The sequence below is a fragment of the Candidatus Uabimicrobium helgolandensis genome, from assembly GCF_041508025.1.
GTDB classification, from domain to species: domain Bacteria; phylum Planctomycetota; class Uabimicrobiia; order Uabimicrobiales; family Uabimicrobiaceae; genus Uabimicrobium; species Uabimicrobium helgolandensis.
Genome location: NZ_CP165719.1, coordinates 2965726 through 2985361 on the forward strand (window position 1 = coordinate 2965726; position 19636 = coordinate 2985361).

Annotated in this window: 16 protein-coding genes; 10 read left to right on the forward strand and 6 right to left on the reverse strand. The window is 35.5% G+C overall.

The window, feature by feature from the left end; genetic code table 11:
• Nucleotides 1-321 precede the first annotated feature (321 nt).
• From panB to UABHE_RS10765, 4 genes are read left to right on the forward strand one after another with little or no spacing between them, the layout of a single operon-like run.
• The gene (gene panB, locus UABHE_RS10750) at nucleotides 322-1110 is read left to right on the forward strand and encodes a 3-methyl-2-oxobutanoate hydroxymethyltransferase (RefSeq protein WP_372371599.1); all 789 of its coding nucleotides are present in this window, start codon (nucleotides 322-324) and stop codon (nucleotides 1108-1110) included.
• Nucleotides 1107-1877 (forward strand): pantoate--beta-alanine ligase, encoded by a 771-nt coding sequence (gene panC / locus UABHE_RS10755; RefSeq protein ID WP_372370279.1) that lies wholly within the window; start codon nucleotides 1107-1109, stop codon nucleotides 1875-1877. The genes panB and panC overlap by 4 nt, the downstream gene beginning before the upstream one ends.
• The gene (locus UABHE_RS10760) at nucleotides 1861-2631 is read left to right on the forward strand and encodes a type III pantothenate kinase (RefSeq protein WP_372370280.1); all 771 of its coding nucleotides are present in this window, start codon (nucleotides 1861-1863) and stop codon (nucleotides 2629-2631) included. Before panC ends, UABHE_RS10760 begins: the two co-directional genes overlap by 17 nt.
• An 8-nt stretch (nucleotides 2632-2639) precedes the next feature.
• Nucleotides 2640-4160, forward strand: a complete 1521-nt coding sequence (locus UABHE_RS10765) for an aminotransferase class V-fold PLP-dependent enzyme (protein WP_372370281.1) — start codon at nucleotides 2640-2642, stop codon at nucleotides 4158-4160.
• 80 nt (nucleotides 4161-4240) lie between these two features.
• On the opposite strand, the gene UABHE_RS10770 is transcribed toward UABHE_RS10765, so the two are convergent.
• Nucleotides 4241-5575 (reverse strand): right-handed parallel beta-helix repeat-containing protein, encoded by a 1335-nt coding sequence (locus UABHE_RS10770; protein ID WP_372370282.1) that lies wholly within the window; start codon nucleotides 5573-5575, stop codon nucleotides 4241-4243.
• Between the two features lie 95 nt (nucleotides 5576-5670).
• Between UABHE_RS10770 and UABHE_RS10775 the strand changes: the two genes are divergently transcribed.
• Genes UABHE_RS10775 through UABHE_RS10785 form a run of 3 tightly spaced genes read left to right on the forward strand, consistent with a single transcriptional unit; the run spans nucleotide 5671 to nucleotide 10667 of the window.
• Entirely contained in the window at nucleotides 5671-6540 is an 870-nt protein-coding gene (locus UABHE_RS10775; protein WP_372370283.1) for a hypothetical protein, read from the forward strand.
• Nucleotides 6500-7189, forward strand: a complete 690-nt coding sequence (locus UABHE_RS10780; RefSeq protein ID WP_372370285.1) for a hypothetical protein — start codon at nucleotides 6500-6502, stop codon at nucleotides 7187-7189. The genes UABHE_RS10775 and UABHE_RS10780 overlap by 41 nt, the downstream gene beginning before the upstream one ends.
• Nucleotide 7190: 1 nt before the next feature.
• Complete coding sequence (locus UABHE_RS10785) at nucleotides 7191-10667, forward strand: hypothetical protein (RefSeq protein WP_372370286.1); 3477 nt, start codon at nucleotides 7191-7193, stop codon at nucleotides 10665-10667.
• A gap of 24 nt (nucleotides 10668-10691) precedes the next feature.
• Here the strand turns inward: UABHE_RS10785 and UABHE_RS10790 are convergent, their stop codons facing one another.
• Together UABHE_RS10790 and UABHE_RS10795 are read right to left on the reverse strand one after the other, a co-directional pair.
• Nucleotides 10692-11477 (reverse strand): SDR family NAD(P)-dependent oxidoreductase, encoded by a 786-nt coding sequence (locus tag UABHE_RS10790; RefSeq protein WP_372370287.1) that lies wholly within the window; start codon nucleotides 11475-11477, stop codon nucleotides 10692-10694.
• Between the two features lies 1 nt (nucleotide 11478).
• Nucleotides 11479-12366, reverse strand: coding sequence for a DMT family transporter (locus tag UABHE_RS10795; protein ID WP_372370288.1), 888 nt, complete (start codon nucleotides 12364-12366; stop codon nucleotides 11479-11481).
• A gap of 551 nt (nucleotides 12367-12917) precedes the next feature.
• On the opposite strand from UABHE_RS10795, the gene UABHE_RS10800 reads away from it, so the two are divergent.
• The 3 genes from UABHE_RS10800 to UABHE_RS10810 are packed head-to-tail and all read left to right on the forward strand — an operon-like array spanning nucleotide 12918 to nucleotide 18494.
• On the forward strand, nucleotides 12918-14741 hold the full coding sequence (locus UABHE_RS10800) for a bifunctional serine/threonine-protein kinase/formylglycine-generating enzyme family protein (protein WP_372370290.1): 1824 nt from the start codon (nucleotides 12918-12920) through the stop codon (nucleotides 14739-14741).
• A gap of 13 nt (nucleotides 14742-14754) precedes the next feature.
• Entirely contained in the window at nucleotides 14755-17139 is a 2385-nt protein-coding gene (locus UABHE_RS10805; RefSeq protein WP_372370292.1) for a protein kinase, read from the forward strand.
• Nucleotides 17139-18494, forward strand: coding sequence for a hypothetical protein (locus UABHE_RS10810; protein ID WP_372370293.1), 1356 nt, complete (start codon nucleotides 17139-17141; stop codon nucleotides 18492-18494). The genes UABHE_RS10805 and UABHE_RS10810 overlap by 1 nt, the downstream gene beginning before the upstream one ends.
• Before the next feature lie 117 nt (nucleotides 18495-18611).
• On the opposite strand, the gene UABHE_RS10815 is transcribed toward UABHE_RS10810, so the two are convergent.
• From UABHE_RS10815 to UABHE_RS10825, 3 genes are all read right to left on the reverse strand, one after another.
• Nucleotides 18612-19136 (reverse strand): transposase, encoded by a 525-nt coding sequence (locus UABHE_RS10815; protein ID WP_372370294.1) that lies wholly within the window; start codon nucleotides 19134-19136, stop codon nucleotides 18612-18614.
• A gap of 208 nt (nucleotides 19137-19344) precedes the next feature.
• Nucleotides 19345-19452, reverse strand: coding sequence for a hypothetical protein (locus tag UABHE_RS10820; RefSeq protein ID WP_372371601.1), 108 nt, complete (start codon nucleotides 19450-19452; stop codon nucleotides 19345-19347).
• 12 nt (nucleotides 19453-19464) lie between these two features.
• Nucleotides 19465-19593 (reverse strand): hypothetical protein, encoded by a 129-nt coding sequence (locus tag UABHE_RS10825; RefSeq protein ID WP_372370295.1) that lies wholly within the window; start codon nucleotides 19591-19593, stop codon nucleotides 19465-19467.
• Between the last annotated feature and the right edge of the window lie 43 nt (nucleotides 19594-19636).

A 19636-nucleotide genomic window follows, 5' to 3' on the forward strand; every position in this document is an offset into this window, starting at 1 on the left:
GTATTATTCTGGTAATGGTTTACAAAGATCACCAAAACGCAAATCGAGACGATTGGTAACAACGACTACGAAAACGCACAAATTGAGTGATAAAATATCTTAACCATTCCAAGTAAAAACTTATAAATAAAACAAGGACCCGATCCAGAAAGGACAGGTACCATGAAAACCACTATAATACAACACATATATTCAAAATTCCTACCACCTATTCTTTTGTAAATATCGCTGTAAGAGTTATATAAATTCTGTTTATTTTTTGGTAAGTAACACTTACCTTTGACTCTATTCGTATGTCGATTTTTACACAAAGGAAATATGATGAACAGTATCTACGATTTTACCAAAGCTAAGCGCAAAAAGTCCAAAATTTCAATGGTAACATGCTACGACTTTTGGAGCGCAAAAATCATTGAAAATTCCAATATTGACTGTGTTCTTGTTGGAGATAGTTTAGCAATGGTTGTTCACGGTTTTGATTCCACCCTTCACGCCACCACGGAAATGATGGCACTACACACTGCCGCCGTATGTCGCGGAACCCAAAAATTTGTAGTAGCAGACATGCCATTTCTTTCTTATCGCAAAGGCACAACTATAGCGCTCAATCATGTGGAATCATTAATGAAAAGTGGAGCAAAGGCAATAAAGCTCGAAGGAATTGATGGTCACGAAGACACAGTGCGCCATATTGTTATCTCTGGTGTACCAGTAATGGGACATATTGGTTTAACCCCACAATCTATTCACCAAATAGGTGGATTTCGCGTCCAAGGCAAAGGCGAAGAAAGTGCACAAAAACTAGTTGATGATGCAATGAAGTTAGAACAGTTAGGATGTTTTGCTGTCGTTCTTGAATGTGTTCCGTGCAATGTCGCACAAAAAATAACCGATGAGCTTAGTATTCCAACAATTGGTATTGGCGCTGGTGTCCACACTGATGGACAAGTACTTGTTTTACAAGATTTGTTAGGAATGGATGATGAATTTCGTCCTAAATTTTTAAAACATTATCTCACTGGTAAGTCACAGGTATTATCTGCTCTCAACCAATTTGATTCAGAAGTAAAAGAGCGCATTTTTCCAAGTAAAAAGGAGAGTTACTCATGAAAATTGTAAAGAGTATCCGCGAATGGAAAAATGCAAAACCAGAAAAAACAGTAGGCTTTGTTCCGACAATGGGCGCTTTGCATCGTGGTCATTTATCTTTGGTAGAAGAGGCCAGAAACAACAATTCCACTGTTGTGGTCAGTATATTTGTCAATCCAACTCAATTCAACGATAAAAATGACTTCCATTCTTACCCCAATACTTGGGAAAAAGATATTTCTATGCTTAAAAATGCAGGCGTAGATTATGTCTTTTCTCCGGAATACAAAGAGCTTTATAGTGATGAATATCGTTACCAAATTAGCGAAAAAAAAATGGCATCTGTTCTCTGCGGAGAAAGCCGCCCAGGACATTTTGATGGCGTTTTAACTGTGGTGATGAAACTACTAAACATTATAAAACCACAGTTTGCTTATTTTGGGAAAAAAGACTACCAGCAATACATGCTTATTCGCGATATGGTCGCCACTTTTTTTATAGAAACACAAATAGTGGGTTGCGATATTATTCGCGAAACAGATGGACTTGCCATGAGTTCAAGAAATTTACTTCTTTCAGAACCGCAACGAAAAACAGCACCACTCTTGTATAAAATACTACAACAAACTTCTAACGTGAACGAAATTAAAAAACAATTAGCTGTTGTAGGCTTTAAGGTTGACTACGTAGAAGAATTTTGGCAACGGCGGTTTGCCGCTGCTTTTCTCGGTAAAGTGCGTTTAATTGATAATGTTCCTTTAGGAGAAACATATGATTCTTGTTCTTGATGTAGGCAACACACAAATCCACGGCGGAGTTTTTGTTGAAAATGAGCTTCGTTTGCAATTTCGTACTGGAACCAAGGAAGGAATTACTTCTGACGATTTGGGTGTATTCTTACGTTCTGTTTTAAGAGAAAACCATTTTGAATTAGGGCAGTTACAAAAAATAGCAATATGCTCTGTTGTTCCAGACTTAACACATTCTATTCGCAACTGTGTCCTCAAGTATTTTCAAATGGAACCATTCTTTTTGCAAGCGGGTGTAAAAACAGGTCTCAAGATCAAGTATCGCAACCCACTAGAAGTTGGTGCCGATCGCATTGCCAATGCTATCGCCGCCACTCATTTGTATCCTAAAAAAGATATTGTTGTCATTGATTTTGGTACAGCAACTACTTTATGTGCTATTTCTCATAAAAAAGAATACCTTGGTGGAATCATTCTCCCTGGTCTGCGTATTGCCATGGAAATGCTCGATTTAAAAACAGCAAAACTGCCAAAAGTACAAATACTAAAACCAAAAGAACTGATTGGTCGTTCTACAGAAGAAAGCATTCAATCTGGTTTATACCACGGTTACTTAGCAATTGCAACAGAACTAACTAAAAATATTAAAAGCGATTATTTTGCCAATAATAAGGCTATGGTTATTGGAACAGGTGGCTTAGCGCGTCTTTACGAAAAAGAACAGGTTTTTGATGATTTCGTGCCAACTTTGGCGTTACAAGGATTAAAAATCGCTTTATCGCTAAATAATTGAGGTGAACTATGGAAAGCAATATACAACAATTTTTTTCATGTTCTTCGGCGCACAGTGACTTGTGGAAGATAATGGAACAAGCTATCGATGCTAGATCATATACCACCAATACCAATTATAATGGTATTGAAAATTTTCCTAGTAAGCCTATTTCTTTTTCAGAGTACTGGAAAAATTTACAAGACACTATTCTTCCTCACACTGTGAATGTAAGGCATCCTAAGTTCATTGGCCACATGACTTCTTCTATTCCAAATTTTTTCCAGGAACTAGCGCGTTTTGTAACAATGATTAACCAAAATGTAGTGAAAACGGAAACATCTGATATTTTAACATTTATAGAGCGTAAGTCTTTAGAATATATACACAACAAGGTCTATCAAAAAGACACTGATTTCTACAGCAACATATCGACAAATGGCAACTATGCATTGGGAACTGTCACCTCAAACGGCTCTTTATCTAACACAATGGCGATGTGGATTGCGCGCAATCGCGTACTTGAAAGCGCCGAATTTTCGTGTGAGAGCGATGGTATCTCTGCATGCCTTGCCCACAAAAAATACAAGCACGCAGTGATTATTTGCTCTACTTTGGCCCATTATTCTATAAAAAAAATCGCTTCACTAATTGGAATAGGTACAAAAAATATTATCGCTATAGATGTCGATGACAGAGGACAAATATTATTAAATGATTTAGAGCAAGAACTTTTGCAGTGTAAAAAAAACAAAGTATGTGTTATTGCTTTATGGGCGGTGGCTGGCTCAACAGAGTTAGGTAGCATTGATCCACTTGAAGAGATGGCGCAACTAGCAGAAAAATACAACACTCACTTTCACGTTGATGCTGCTTGGGGTGGAATTTTTGCTTTAACAAAATATGCACAATTACTCAAAGGAATAGAAAAAGCTGATACTGTTACTATGTGTGGCCACAAACAATTTTATCTGCCACAAGGAATTTCTATCATACTTGCAAAAAAACCTGATTATATGAGAAAAGTCGAAACCCAAGCAAGATATCAAGCACGTTCTCATTCTTTTGATTTAGGACGTTGGTCGTTAGAAGGATCACGTCCAGCTAATAGTTTATTTCTACATGCGGCATTTTATTGCATTGGTTGCGACGGTTATCAATTATTAGTAAACCATAGCTTTGAATTGCGAAAATACTTCGTACAAAAAATTAACGCAAGCCAAGAATTTGAGCTAGTGACTCAACCTTATACCAATATCGTCACTTACCGCTACATTCCTCATTTACTACGTAACAAAGCTTTTCATGATGAAAAGCAACACAATATTATAAATGAGATAAACAAGTCTCTTCAAAAAAAACAATGGCAACAAGGGCATTCTTTTGTTTCTCAAACAACAGTTAATCTACCTCAATACCAGTTGCGCAACACAGTTATCTTGCGTACAGCGCTCATCAATCCAAATACCAATAAAGAAGACCTTGATAGTATATTAAGTGAGCAACTTCATCTTGTTTCCTCTATTGAAAAAGAGGCAAAATATTTGTAAGCAGAGACCAGTAGCTATAAAAAATAGCTACTGGTCTCTGCTTTATATCTTTTTATCAAAAGATTTTACAATCTAATCAATTATTCTTGGAAGTCTTGAATGCCAAAATCATCGAGTCCAATAATTGGTAATACAAATTTTTTCCAGTCTAAATTTTCGCCTTTTTTCATAGGATGCGGATAACGGCTCATGTCGTAATTATTACGTTGTTGTGGCAGTTTACTATAAGTCGGAAATGTTTTTGAGTAACCAGGTATGTGATATTCCTTCAAGCCCAGCATATTTCGTGCTGCCATCAGAGCTTCCTCTGTATTATAGTCTCCAGCTGTCATTCTCGACTCTCTACTAGAATAGCGATCAAACCATGCTACACCAACACCCTTAAGAAATTTTGGCAGTTCATTCACGTTTTCTTCGTTATCGCATTCCAATTCGTCTTCGAATTCGTCTGCAGTAGCCATTCCTTTACCACCGATACAATAATCACCGCGGCGATTGAAATAAAATTTATTATTGTTCAAAGTCATGTTACTTGAATCAAATTTCAAAGTAATTCCACCACCATCAGAAAAAGCGAGTATATTATTCTCAATGGTATAAGCTCCGCTACGCGGGTCAACAGATAAAGCGCGTCCTTCGGTACTCTTCAATTGGTGGTTAAAGGCAATGGTATTGTTTCTAATGATAATATTTGGTTTTCCCCAACCACCTCCAGTTATTGCTTCTACTGCACGTCCTCGTGAAATCAAAATAAGATTATTCTCTATAGTCACCTTGCCATTACCACCACATTTGACATAGATTCCCCACCACGGATTATTAAGAAGAATCATATTGCGTACAGTAAACGACCCTTTACCAATGAGTTCAATTGTCGGATCGGAACCACTTTTCTTTTTGTTTATGGCTCGATATCCCCAACAACTATTGTCATGATGCCCCTCTATTGATTTGTTTGCTCCAGGCTCACCTGTTGAATAGTAATAAGAATGGCATCCACGATCTACACAGAAACCGTCAATTGTGACATTATCTATTTTTCCATTCCATTTTTCCCATTTGAAAACTTCTTTAGAAGACCCTTGGCGATTAGCAGGGGGACCAATGATAGTAAGATACTTAAATGGATTTCTTTCTGAAAAATCTTTGCTCCAACCGCCAATTAATGCAACGTTACTTTTGTCACAAACTGGCATCACTCCCGATTTTCCTCTTCCGTAATATAGCCCTTCTGCAACGTGAATAGTGTCTCCATCTTTGAGCGCCGAAATAGCTTTCCATAATGTTTTTTTCGGCTTTTCCTTAGTTCCAGGGTTGCTATTTTTACCAGTTTTTGATATATAAATATCCTGAGCTGATACTGAAAAACTGGTGATTAGAAGAAATGTTAAAATTGTTTTTATAAAATTTTTCATGAGTCACTTTCTCAAAAAATGTTCTTTTACTAGCCCAAAGTTGGGCATCCTCATCCTTTTCCAGCCCAACTTGAGTTGGGTAAAAAGAGTGAAATATGAAAAAGCGAAAAATTAAGTGCGACTATCCAATACAAAAATCTTTTCCAAAACAAAAATTGGGAGAGAAAGTTATGGAAGTGAAAGATTTATACATTTGTATTTGGCCAGCAAATCCAAATATAAAAGAAAGAATAGCTTTTGATATTTTTTACCAAGATACAAAAAATCACAATAATGAATATCATGCCAATTCTTTAGGAGCTGAACTTAAAAAAGGAAAGCAAATCTCACTACTATTCGACAAAACAGCAAAAGATCTAGAAAACAGTTCGCGTAATTTTTTATTCATGCAAAAAGGAAGTTATATTCGTATAGAGTCTTCGAACTATACAAACGGTTATTATATATTCGACCGCAATAGTGGTGACCGCCGACGAAAATATTTTGAAGGAATGTTAGACAATATAAAGTCTTCTACAATCGAAAAACAATCTTTAATTGACTATATAGACAATCATTTTCCCAACATTAAAACATTTTCTTTTGGTATTTACTTAAAAGTTCCATTCTCTGTAAGCAAAGATTGTTATGTTTTTGAAAACAATCTCGACATTCCTATTTGGAGTGTATTAGTACTTGGAAAGATTGACTCTCCAAAAGCTAGATACACAATTGCAGATGTCGATTTATTAAAAAAATTGCCGCCCAAGGCTATTGTTGAAACACCCCTAGTTAGCGATGAAAGTACAGACCAGTGCAGCGCCGAGGATTTAGGCAAAATGCGAAGAACTATTTTTGCTTTTATAAAAGATGTGTACCGCGAAAATGAAAATGCTGCAGAGAAAATTATTGATACATTTATGGATGAGTTGGCAGAATTAAAAGATGAAATCGGATTACCACAAAATTTTGACGGAAAATTGTAATTTTCTACAAGCAAAGTGTTTCTTTTTTTCGATCACAGAAGAATGGATTACCCCATCTTCTAGTGAAGAACAAATATTTGTTAAGCAAGTTTTTGAAAACACAAAAAACAAATATCCTAACAAATACTACCGAGCAATTTTTCACTTACTATCTTGCCCTTTTTGTTTAGAGCGCAGCAGCGTCTTAAGAGAGAGAAGTCACCCACAATTATGGAAATTATCACAAAAAAATACTTCTCTTCAATTCGCGAAAACAGTACAACTAGCAAAACATGTAACGCGGCAACAAGACGAAGCGTTGTACTACTTGGCGCTGCTACACAGACAACTTTCCGAAAAAAAACCATTTGTAATCCAGCGTAATCGTTTACCTGCCGCTGCTGGAAATTCAGAAGAATTAGTAAGCATACCTCAGGAGTTACTTAAAACTATGGCATTACCTTCTGATATGGAAATTATTTGCGAACACCGAGAAAAAGGCTACGAAGTACGCATACAATGTAGCGTGCCTATAAAACTTAAAATGATATTTTGTAAAAACAAACAACAGCTATTTCAACTAGATATAAGTCAGCGTATTCCCAAAGAATTAATTCCTTCCGAAATAATCAAAGATTGGGATGAAATCCAACTATTACGAGTAAAATAAAATGGTAACGAAATTTCGTATTGGGTATCCGTATGCAAGCGTTGATCCCGAAGAAGAACGCGAAGCCGTAGTAGTTCTTTATCCTCATCGCTACTCAGGTTTTGACACTGTCATAAAAGAACAACGAGAATGTAAACTTGTTGCAACCGATTTAGGACCTCGCATTCTAAGTAAATTGTCCTCTAGAGGTGTTGTTGGTAATCTTATCGAAGCACAAGACGAGCGTGATAGTATTGTGCAACAAGACCGCGTCATAGGACAAGGTACCTCGATGCAACTGGCTTTGATCTTGGCGGTATTTGCCAAATATCAAACGCAAAGTTCTGATCTTCCGCTACTACTCTTTAGCGCAGCTATTAATAATCCCAAAGGAGCACCTCCTTTTATTGATGCCAAAATTGAAACTTACTGTTTACCAGAAGAAGTTCTTGTATGTCTAATCAGTAAATACAAATCGGCGCAAATGGCAAAAGCTCAGGCACTTGTTTTGCCAAAACGCGACGCGCGCATTCTCGCTGCTGCTTTAGGCAAAAAATCTTACGGAATTGATCAATTAAAAAAAATAAAAACCAAAAATATACCTTTAATTGTCGAAGTAGAATCAGATGCTCTTCCGCAATTGGCCAAAATAATAGGTGTTAGTCCATATCATTATCACGATAGAAAATCCTTAAAAAACATTTTTATAAAAGCGTTCATAATTCTTTTTATTATTTTATGTAGCTATTTTTTTTCGATACTTTATTCTTATCCAAATCAATCACCGAATCTATGTGATGTCCGACTACAATTATTTACTTCTTTCCCTAATAAAAAATTACTTCGTCCAGATATTTGTAATCTCAATGGAGAAAATGTAATAACGACCCAATACTTTGCTCCTGGTAAGTATCAGTTAATACTTACTCATCACGGTTACAAAAGTATCAGTAAAATCATTACAATTCCAAAAAAGAAAAAATATACAATTCACTATATTTTGCAAGCCAAACAAATAGAAATAGGGTTACGGATCAGTCACAGTATTGTACTTCCTCAATCGCAGCAAGATTTCGTCTTCGTCTCTCTAAAAAATTTGCAAACGCAAGAAAGTATTCCCGTTACTAAAAAACTGCGAGTGTTTCCTGGAGAATATCTACTAGAAGCGCAAACAAGGTCCCTAGGTTTTCGAAACCTAAAGTATAAAATAACCATTCCAGCAACAGAACATTTGTTTGTAATTCCACTGCATTTCACCAGTGTTTATCCCAATGGCAAAACCCAGCATATTATTTATAGATTAATAGAAGAACTGGATATAATGGCGGTACCTTCTGCAATAAAAAAACAAACGGCAGATCCAATACTTATAACAAAAGTAAAAACTTGGATAAATAATATTGGTGGTGCGAAAGAGATAGAACTGGACGTTTTAACTGCAGGATGTAAACACATAGATTGGCGTGTTAAGCTAGTAACTATTTACATTGCTTTTATTATTTCCCAAGAAAAGCCCGAGGTAGCCACAATTATTAATAAAGCAATCTCTAAAGATGCACTATTTCGAAGGTTTGTTACGAACGACATACAAAAACAACTCTTTATCACACAAGCACTTTTAGAAGATAAACCACTTGTTGATGTTCTTCTCAATGTTTTTAATCATGGTAATTTTGAACAAAAATCTATAGCAATTGGGAAACTTGCAAAATTAAAAGTTTCCGCATCAAAAATGCCTTCGATAGTAACATCAGTACAACAAATGTTAACGGACAACAGTCACTTGTTTTCTAAAGCTCCTCATCATGACAATTTAGTTGATTTTTTCCAAAAACACGGTCCCAAACTACAACAACTCATCCCAACTTTGTTAGAAGAAATCAACAAGGATAATGGTTCTAAATTTGCATATGAATGTTTATTTTTTATTGGTTCAGACGCGGTAAGCAAGATCATTGACTTCAGTAAACGCAATCCTCAGATTACAGGTCTAAACAATGTTTTAAGTATGATAGATATTAAGGATCTGTCAGTGGTTACAGACCTTCTTTTCTGTTTGCGTCAAGATGAATATAGCGCATCGCAAAAAATAGCGACAATTGGCAAAAAAGCTATTCCTTATTTAGTGAAAGCTTTAAGACACCGCAATCACAAAACGAGCCAAATAGCATCCTCAATAATTGCAGAAGATAAAGAGTATGCTAATGCTGCTGTTCCTGTAGTCATAAATTTATTAAGCAAACACGTTCAGTCTTTACGACAAAAAATAACTCACGCAAATTATTCAACTGTTGTAATGTGGATTAAAATACTTGCCAAGGCTCAACAAAACACACCCCAAGTAATTCCTATATTATTACAACTAATCTCTTTTGACCCTCGTTACCAAAAAGAAGTGATTGTAGCGTTAGGAAAAATAGATAAAGAGGCGCAATCTATAACTACACTAATAAAATCAATACACAAAGACTACAGCCAAAATGCTCTTTTGGAAATAGGACAAACAGCTATTTTACCTTTGTACAAGTCTCTACAAGACCCGTTCAACAAAAACTACAGGCAATACATGGCATATGTTTTAAAAAAAATGGAACCAAGAATTTTAGCACAGTCTAACTTTCTGGATATAAAACAAAACAATGAATTATCTATTCATATAAATCACGCGTTATTCTTAAGTAATGAAAACAAAACACTCGGACGAAGAAACCTTTCACGGATAGCCATCAACAAAAATCTATCACCAAAAATAAGAATAGAAGCGTTAGAGTGTCTTCCTAAAGCCGAAATACCAGAATTTGAAATTTGTCTAGACGACAACAATATACTCATTCAGTTAAAGGTTATTGAAATATATGATAAGTTAGATTCCTTATCTGAAAGTACCACAAAAAAAATCAAACACTTTTTAGGATCTTCATCAAAAATACTACGTTCAGCAGCAGCAATTACTCTTTTCTCTCAATCTCCAGAGAATCCGAAGTATCTAAAGCATGTACTTCAAGAACTTGATGATTTAGAATTAGAACCGAATGATCATCGATATATCAAAGTAAAAAAATACATAGTAATGCGTGTTACTAGAAAAAAAAGACTCGCCTTATTTTTGTTACCAACGATTACTAAAGTAATCAACCACAACTATAATGCAAAAGAAAGTATAGTTGATATACTTAAAAATATAGAAAGTCACGATATTGATCTTGGCGAGACACTCTTAAAACTTTTATCTATTTTTATAAATGAAAATAAGATATCCAAAGCAATCGAAAAAGCAATACTAAAACTTGGTTTAAAGATAGTTCCTTCATTATTAAAAGAACTAATTAAAAAACAACGTAAACCATACTACTATGATTTTAGACTGCTCAAAATGTTAGACACACTAGAATACCAAAGGCCAAAAAAATTCGCATACATATTTAATCAATTACAACAAAGTTCTAAATGGCAGGTACGAATTATGGCGAGAAAACAAAATAATATCACTGACAAGTAATCTACTCGCTTGTCAATCTTGGACTTAAGTTTCTTGTTGATCCTTGCGAACAACACCTCCTGCAACCTTCGAAACAAACTTTTGAGAAAAAAATGTTTGCACGCCTATAATAAACCGGTTTTTGATACCAGGAACATACTGCCATTTTTTCTTCTTTAAAGCTTTCAAGCAACCGCGAACAACAATATCGCACGACATGCTATTACGATCAAATTTTTGTTCACTCATACTTGCTATTTTGGCAAATTCAGTGCTTGTTTTTCCTGGACATAGAGTAAGCACATGAACATTGTGTTTTTGTAATTCATGGTAAAGTGACTGCGCCAAAAACTTATCATAGGCTTTTGTTGCCGTATAAACAGAAAAATATGGAATTGCTTGAAATGCAGCCACCGAAGAAACAATAATCATTTCACCATGCTTACGTTCTGTCATTTTTTTTGCAAAAAAATGAGTGATATCGGTAACCGCTGTAACATTTAACTCAATCATTTGTATAATTGATTCGCGCGTTTGTTTTAAAAAAGACCCTGCGTATCCAAAACCAGCATTATTCACTAAAAGGTCTATTTGGTGTCCTTTTCCTTCTGTTTCCGAAAATAGTGTATCGCGGCCTTCTACAGTTATCAAATCTATGACCAAAGGAGTCACCTTTACTTTGTGTTTTTCGCGAATTTCGTTAGCTAAATTTTCAAGTAGGTCACTACGGCGAGCTGTAATAAATAAATCGTAGTTTTTTGCTGCTAAATGCTGAGCAAATACTTTACCTATACCAGATGAAGCACCTGTTATTAACGCTGTTTTTGTCATTTCATTTCCCTTTACTGTAGTATTTTATAGCGACATTGCCAAATACCGTTGCAAAAATTATGGCTGCACCTAAGTAAAAACCTGATGTCATCGTCTCCGTTTCTCCAAAAATAGCAACCGCTAATAAAATGGCATAGATTGGTTCCATATTAATGCTAATCGTCACTGTATACGGTGAAATTTCTTTCATAATTTCTATACTAATAACGAACGCCATCGAAGTGCAAATTAAACCCAAAACTAGTAGATAAAAAGTATCGCTAAAATTTGGCAATGGAATTTCTGGAATAAAATTGAAAAGATACATCACAATTATATAAATAGTTATTGCAATGAAACCTCCAAGCATTTCGTACAAACTAATCGACAAAGAACTATGTTTTTGAATATAGCAACTGTTTATTATGGTAAAAACCGCTGCTAAAAACGCAGAACAAACAGCAAATATAATTCCCCACATAAACTGTGCTTCAAATTCGAAAATCAGATATAACCCAAAAATCGCAAAGAGACCAAGAAAAACCTCGTAAAGAATAAGTCGTGTTTTTAAAAATAAAGGCTGCAAAAAAGCTGTAAAAAAAGGGGTTGATGACATACACACTAGAGCAACAGATACATTGGACACTTTAATAGCTGCAAAAAACAAAATCCAGTGTAAAGCAATAATAAAACCAACACCAAATAACTTAAATTTGTGCGGGATATCCACTTTTTTGCTTTTCCACCAAACAAAAAGAGCCAACCCACAAAAAGCAATAAACATACGATACCATACAAGAAAAATATGATCTAGAGAGATTAACTTACCTAATATACCAGTAAACCCCCACACGAAAACAATTCCATGAAGATAAAGATGGTTGCGATATTTTGTAATCATTTTCCACATAGTAAACTCTCGATTTTGTATTAAAACGCCTTCGGACGTACCAAGGCGTCCTAAATAAAAGCAGAATATATCATTTATAACAAGTTGTAAGGAACTAAGTGACAAAAAAATTGTCTAATTGGAGTAATTATAGTAAATTAAATATCTATTGCTTTTATAAGCTGTTCTTATTTCCATTTTTGCAAAATACTAGCAAGTGTCCAAAACAGTTACTAAAACCCTAAGAGATTTAGGGCGTGTCATCATTCAAAATATTGTCTGTTTTTTCGAGCCCGAGCCCGAGCCCGTTTCCGAAATTTTCATTAACAATGTTATCAAAGAAGCAAGGTTTCTTTTCGATCGTAAAAAACTAGTATTGAATCAATAAATCACTTTCTGTCCCTCTCAAAAGTTTTCGGGCGCGGGCTCGCAAACGGGCTCGGGCCTGGTGTATTATTAAATGAATCATATTTTTATCTGAATGATGACACGCCCTAGAAAAAAATGTATATAAATTTTATTCGCGAAGTGTTTGAATACGCACAACACTACTTTATAAGTGGAAATTTTCAATGACAACAGAGAAAGAAATTCGTTTAGGACATTACTCTGTCATCGAAGAGGTCGGACGCGGTGGAATGGGCATTGTTTACAAGGCCCAAGATTTAAAATTAAACCGTGTTGTCGCTCTCAAAGTAATGATAGGAGAAAATGCCCAAAGTTCCGCAGTACAAAGATTCATCCGCGAAGCAAAGACAATCGCAAAACTAAATCATCCTAATATTATCAATGTGCTAGATGTTGGGTGGGAAGGGAACTATTACTTCTTTGCTATGGATTTTATCGAAGGTGGATCTGTTGAGGACGCTATTAATGATAAAAAAATAACCTATAATAACGCTTTAGAAATTATGGTAGTTATAGCACAAGCCATGGATTTTGCTCACAAACACGGCGTAATACATCGCGATTTAAAACCAGCAAATATTATGCTAAATAGCAAAAAAAAGCCTATAATCATGGACTTTGGCGTAGCATTATCTCTTGATGAAAGTGTACAATTATCGCGCTCAGGAATGATGGTAGGAACTCTTGGCTATATGTCTCCCGAGCAATTAGAGGGTAAGAGAGGACGCATTGATAGAAGGAGCGATGTTTACTCTCTTGGTGCCATCATGTATAAAATGTTAACGGGCCGCAACGCTTTTTTTGGTACCTCAGCACAAATCATTAACAAAATTCGTATAGAAGAACCCATTCCTATAACCAAAATCAAAAGCAATATACCAAAAGATTTACAGTATGTATGTTCAAAAGCCATGGCCAAAAATAAAAAATACCGTTATGATAACGCTAACGAATTAGCAAAAGATATACAATTGGTACAAAATGGCCAAAAAGTAAGACGTAAAGATTCTATATTTATGCAATCGTCTGTTATCCAAGGTATTATCAAGCGCAAGGTCAATTTACCTTTATATGGATTGTGGTTACTCGTTGCAATGATTGGTTTTGGCGCTGGAAGTATCTTTAGCCCTGCACAAGACATGCCGCAAAGTTGGAGTAGTCATGCGTGGAGTGCTTGTTGGAATGGGTACTTTGTTGATTTTACTCACAATGCCTGGCGAACAATGACCTCCGAACAACAAAGTGCGTGCGCAAATTCTTATCAAACTTGGTATTCATTTAAAATGAATATTCCTCAAGAAATTACTCATAGTAAGACAAATATTGATATGGTTCTCATTCCCCCGGGAAAATTTATGATGGGTTCACCTAAAGAAGAGAAAGGGCACAAAGAAAATGAAGTTTTGCGGCCTGTGACAATATATGCTCCTTACTACATTGCGAAATATGAGGTAAGTGTTGCGCAATGGACTAAGTATTTCAAAACCGATATTAAAAAAGTTCTTCACCCCATTCGTCGGATTAATTGGCAACAAGCGAATAATTTTTGTATAAAAAGCGGACTTAGTCTGCCAAGAGAATCTCAATGGGAATATGCTTGCCGCGCTGGAAGTATCACTGCTTTCTTCAACGGAGAAATTCCAGAAAAAAAATCAAAATCAGTTAGTAGAGTCACGAATATACAAGATAAAAATAGTTGGGGATGTTGTAACATGCAGCAGAACGTTCGCGAGTGGTGTATTGATGCTGCACTCATAAGTTCAAAAATTGAAATAGTCAATATGTCTAACTATTTTAAACTTAAGAAAAGTGGTCATATTGTTCGCGGAGGAAGCTGGGGAGCTAAGGTAGAAGATTATCGCTCAGCGGCAAGACGCTCTTTCTCTCAACCACTACCAAATATTGGATTTCGCCCCGTTTTTTCTTTAACTTATTTGATGAATAAGATACCTGAGCTACCAGCTTCAGTACCTGTTGCCAACAATTAAGGATCGTGAGATTATGGTAAGTGAGCAAGATAAAACTTTTATACAAAGAGTAATACAACTAAATTATGCTACTCGTGAACAAATACAAGAATGCCTAGCACTACATAAAATTAATGCTTCAAAATCGATGGCCGATATTTTACTAGAAAAAAGCTACCTTTCGCAACAACAAGTTGTCGAATTGATGTCAAAAACGACAACGAATCTTCATTTTTCAACAGGATTGTTCAGCTCAAAAATACTTAGCGGTAATATTTTGTTCCAAAGATATGAAGTAATTAAAGAGCTCGGGCGTGGTGGTATGGGAATTGTCTACAAAGCAAAAGATCTTCATTTACAAAGAATTGTTGCTTTGAAGATGTTGTTAGAAAGTAATAGTGATGATGTAGCAGTAAAAAGATTTTTACGTGAAGCCCAAACTTGCGCGCAGCTTAAACATGCCAACCTTGTAGAACTATATGATTCTAATGTAGAGCACGGACGTTATTTTTTTACTATGGAGTTCATCGAAGGACCGACTTTAAAAAAATACGCCGAGCAAAATCGTTTATCCACCAATCAAATTACAGAATTGATGATTAAAATGTGTGCTGGCATTCACTATGCACATAGTAAAGGTGTTATTCATCGCGATTTAAAACTGCAAAACATAATGATAAAAGGGAGTAGTGAACCCAAGATTATGGATTTTGGATTAGCAAAAACCGCCGAAAACACAAAGTTATCCAAAAGCGGGGCTATTGTTGGTACTTTAGTTTATATGCCGCCAGAGCAATTATCTGGTAAAAAACGCGAGTTAGACTTACGCAGCGATGTATATTCCTTAGGGGCAATACTTTACGAACTACTCACTGGACGCCCTCCTTTTCAAGGATCGTATTTCAATTTACTAAATTCTGTTCTCAATCACAAGCCCATTCCGCCAAGCGAAGTAAAACCTTATGTTTCCAAAAGTTTAGAGGTAATTTGTCTTAAAGCGATGCAAAAAGACAAGAACGACCGCTACGCAAGTGCAGATAAGATGATGCGCGACCTTAAAAAAGTTCTTGCCGGAAATAAAATTTCGCAAGACAAATGGCAATCTCTAAAAAATATAAAAACTTCGCAAACAATTATTCTCTTGGTCATCGCTGTATGCGGATTTTTTGTAGGGCGTACTCAAACAGTGAATACGAAAGTTCTTAGCCAAAATAACAAAATCAGTAAGGTAAAAACATTACCCACAAAGATTCCAAAAAATATTTGGCAATCTTGCTGGAAAACCTCGTATTTCGACTTCACTAATGAGATATGGACACGATTAGAAACAAGCAAGCAAAACAGCTACAGTCGAAACTATCAAAAGTGGTACGCAGCGCAACAAAATCTCAAGGTCGCCAAGACGCTTGATATATCAGGACAAAAAATTCACTTACAGTTAGTACCCCCTGGAAAATTTACCATGGGACAAAAAAACGACAGAACCTTAGATAATGCTGCGCACTCCGTTATTATCTCAAAACCATTTTATGCCACTAAAAACAAGCTAAATTATCGCACTTTTACAAAACTACTAAAAACAAATCCCAAACCTGATTTTCCGCGATTATCCTGGCAAGATGCAATAGATTATAGTTCTATTCTCGGTTTATCTCTACCAAGCGAAGCGCAATGGGAATTTATGTTTAAGGCTGGTATCAGTGACGATAAATTTTTAGCCGAGAACAATTCCTGGGGACTACAAAACTTTAACCATATTGGTGAGTGGTGTTTAGATCGTACTAACATTGCAAATCCTAGAGGAAAAAAATATATTCTAACACCAAATACCTATGTTGACGGAAATGTAGACCCACTATCTCTCAAAGGTGAAAAAAATATTTTTCGCAAATTTGGAATTAAACGCTATACTAATAGCCTTGAACTAGTAGAGGTACGATTGATACTACCAATTATAGTCCCAGGTCAACCGTCTGTAGAACAACTCCAGGTACCACAAGAAAAAGTAATTGCAAGTTTGAGGCAACAACCTGGAAAGAAAAAGATAGAGATGGTAAATGCAAACCACAGTCTAGAATCTTTTTTTTGGAACCCTCGCCACAATAGATTTATTGTAAATCAATTTAGAACAAAATTTAATTTACAAGAAGTACCAGAAGAACTATTTATTTATTACTATGGTTTGGTCTCGTATTCTACTGATGAAACAGGCGCAAGTATACCGGGAGTAATAACAATACAAATAAACGGGAAAATATTAGAAAATCAAAGTAGGTGGCCATACAAAGAACCGATACTTGAAATATGGTGCGTAGATAAAAGCATGCTACGCAAAGGTGAGAATGAATTTTTTGTTAGCCATATAGGCGGAACTCATGTGTGGTTTGATTGGCTGGAGATTACAGCAAGAGTAAAGTAATGATAAAATATATGATGGTGCTACTATTCGCTATTTCATGCGTATTTAGCCAAGAAATAAATTCAACAGAAGAAGTAGAGCGTACTAACTGGCTTTTTTATCTCTACCAAAAAATAGGTGGAAGTACTTACAATCGTGTAATTCCACTCTATTCATATAATCGCAATAGTGAACAAGCTTCGGAAGATTTTTTCTTGTGGCCCCTTCTCATTGGCTACGAAATGCGCAAAAATCCTTATCCTGAAGCATTGCCTTTTGCAAAACAATTTCGGTGGTACTCGGTACCGATTTTAACTATTAGTGCTCACTCAGCCACAACAACAAGCGATTATATGGAAAGCAATACACTTGTTTCCTTTTCTCTTCTAAGTTTTTACCAAAGTCGCCACATTAGTGAAAAATATTTTGCTACGAGCTGGTTCTCTCTACCAGCACTTTCATATTATAATCGTGAATTATTATATGACACTGAACTTGAGATTGACCATGTTGCCTTCGGGGGTCCACTGTTTCTTTTTGAAGAAACGCTTATTCGCAAACAAAAGAAAATATATAGCGCTAACAACTTGTCTATTGACCCGAGTTTTGTGGCTTTTGGTAAAGATGGTTTTAAATTATTACAATACCAAAATTGGGGGAAGGATTCGGCATTTAAGTTTATTTCATTGTTTAATTTTTCTTTTTTTGAAATCTCAACAACTTTTCACAAATACCCAGGTTCAAGGTATGAATATTTCAAGGAGTATGACCTAAATCCCGAACATGGTTTTCGCCAACTATATCTATATCAAAAATCTCCGACAACACGCCTTGGTTTTTTATCACCATTTATACAAGTTGAATCTAATCCCAATGGAAAATTTTCTTGGCAATTTCTACCTTTTTTTCATTATATTTCTGACGCAGAAGGCTATCAATTTAGCGTAATTCCTTTTGGCATGACTTTTGGCTCTAAAGGAATAGAGTTTTCATTCCAACCTAAATTATTCCCCTTTGTCTATCGTGATGATCAGTATAATCGTTGGGATATATTGTGGCCATTAATTCGTTATCAAGACAACCCTGAATATCCACAAATTTCTTTACAAATACTATTCTTATTCGAGTACAATTGGCAACAAGACTCTGAAGGCACTGTTTCTCAAAACTTCAATATTGTAGAACAATTTTTATTTCATTATTCTCAAGATGAAAAACAAACGGTTGTTGAAGTACTGCCTTTTGGGATACTATTTTCTTTTTTACAAAATGACAATGAGTTTCAATGGCGACTTGCTGGGTTTGGTTACTCAGAAAATCAGCGTAAACGCTATTTACAAATTCTATTTTTTAGTATTGCTGTTGGCAGTAAATAAAAGAATAAACCAATCAAGGCGTAGGAAATGACGCACACAAACTGTACGTATGCCAAGGCAACAACAAAATGCAGGTTATTTAGAAAGAGGTAGTTCATATCATATAGTGATTAGGTGCTATTGAAATTGTTTGAGAACACGACAATCATTGCAGCCGCCAGGAGCAAGCAAAAACTCAACTGGTAAACCAGTTTTGGTGACGAGCATATGAACCCGCAAACCGAAAAAATAACGACGCTTGCTTGCAACACAACTCCGATGATCTTGTGTATTGTATATTTTGCAACGACTAATGCGAATATTGTCACAGACCGGAATAGGGAAACTATCTATGATATAATCTCGCAGATTGTTTCGCTTACTAATTTCAACAAACAAATAAAAAAGAGAAAGCCATACACTTTCACCAATAGCACGTATGCGGCGATTGAAACGACTTTTACTTAGCACTTTTTTGATGTAGCCATGTTCAGCTAAAAAGTTTCGTCCTTTTTCAAAGTTGCCAGAAAAGTAGAGCATAGAAACTAATGCTGTTGTCATAATTTCTGAATTAGTCATTTTAACTTGAGGATCTTCTACAATCTTGAGTGCTTGTGTTATCTTATCACAGATACAGAAAACAATTATAATTTCTTTTTCCATGACTTTCTCCTTCTTGTTTTTCCTACTTTAAGAGAAGAGTCGTTATAACAGTATAAAAAAACGATGTGTGCAATTCGATTTTTGAGGTTCGTGATCGTGGATCGATATTCCATGTGCGAAAATTAGACTATTAACTTTGAAAGCATACAAATTATTCTATAGAGTAGTTTTTTGATTTTCTCTTTTTCTTTTGAGTCTATTATTTGGGCTATCTTAGCAACATCGAATACTGCACTACATTCATTTGCTGATGCTCTTTTATAGAGAAAAACCTTGCTTTCTCTTTTTTGCTAAATTTGGCATTGCCTTCTGCTATATTAAGAGGGACTCAAGGCGATACTCTTTTTAGCTGATCCTTTAAATAGCTGTAACCTGATGGCATTTTCTCCATCACATTAAATGTTTCTTTTGTATATTCTACTTGATATACATCTAATTTTTCATGATTAAAATTCATTGCATTACTCTTACTTCGTGCCATGTGCCACGATTGCGTCTCA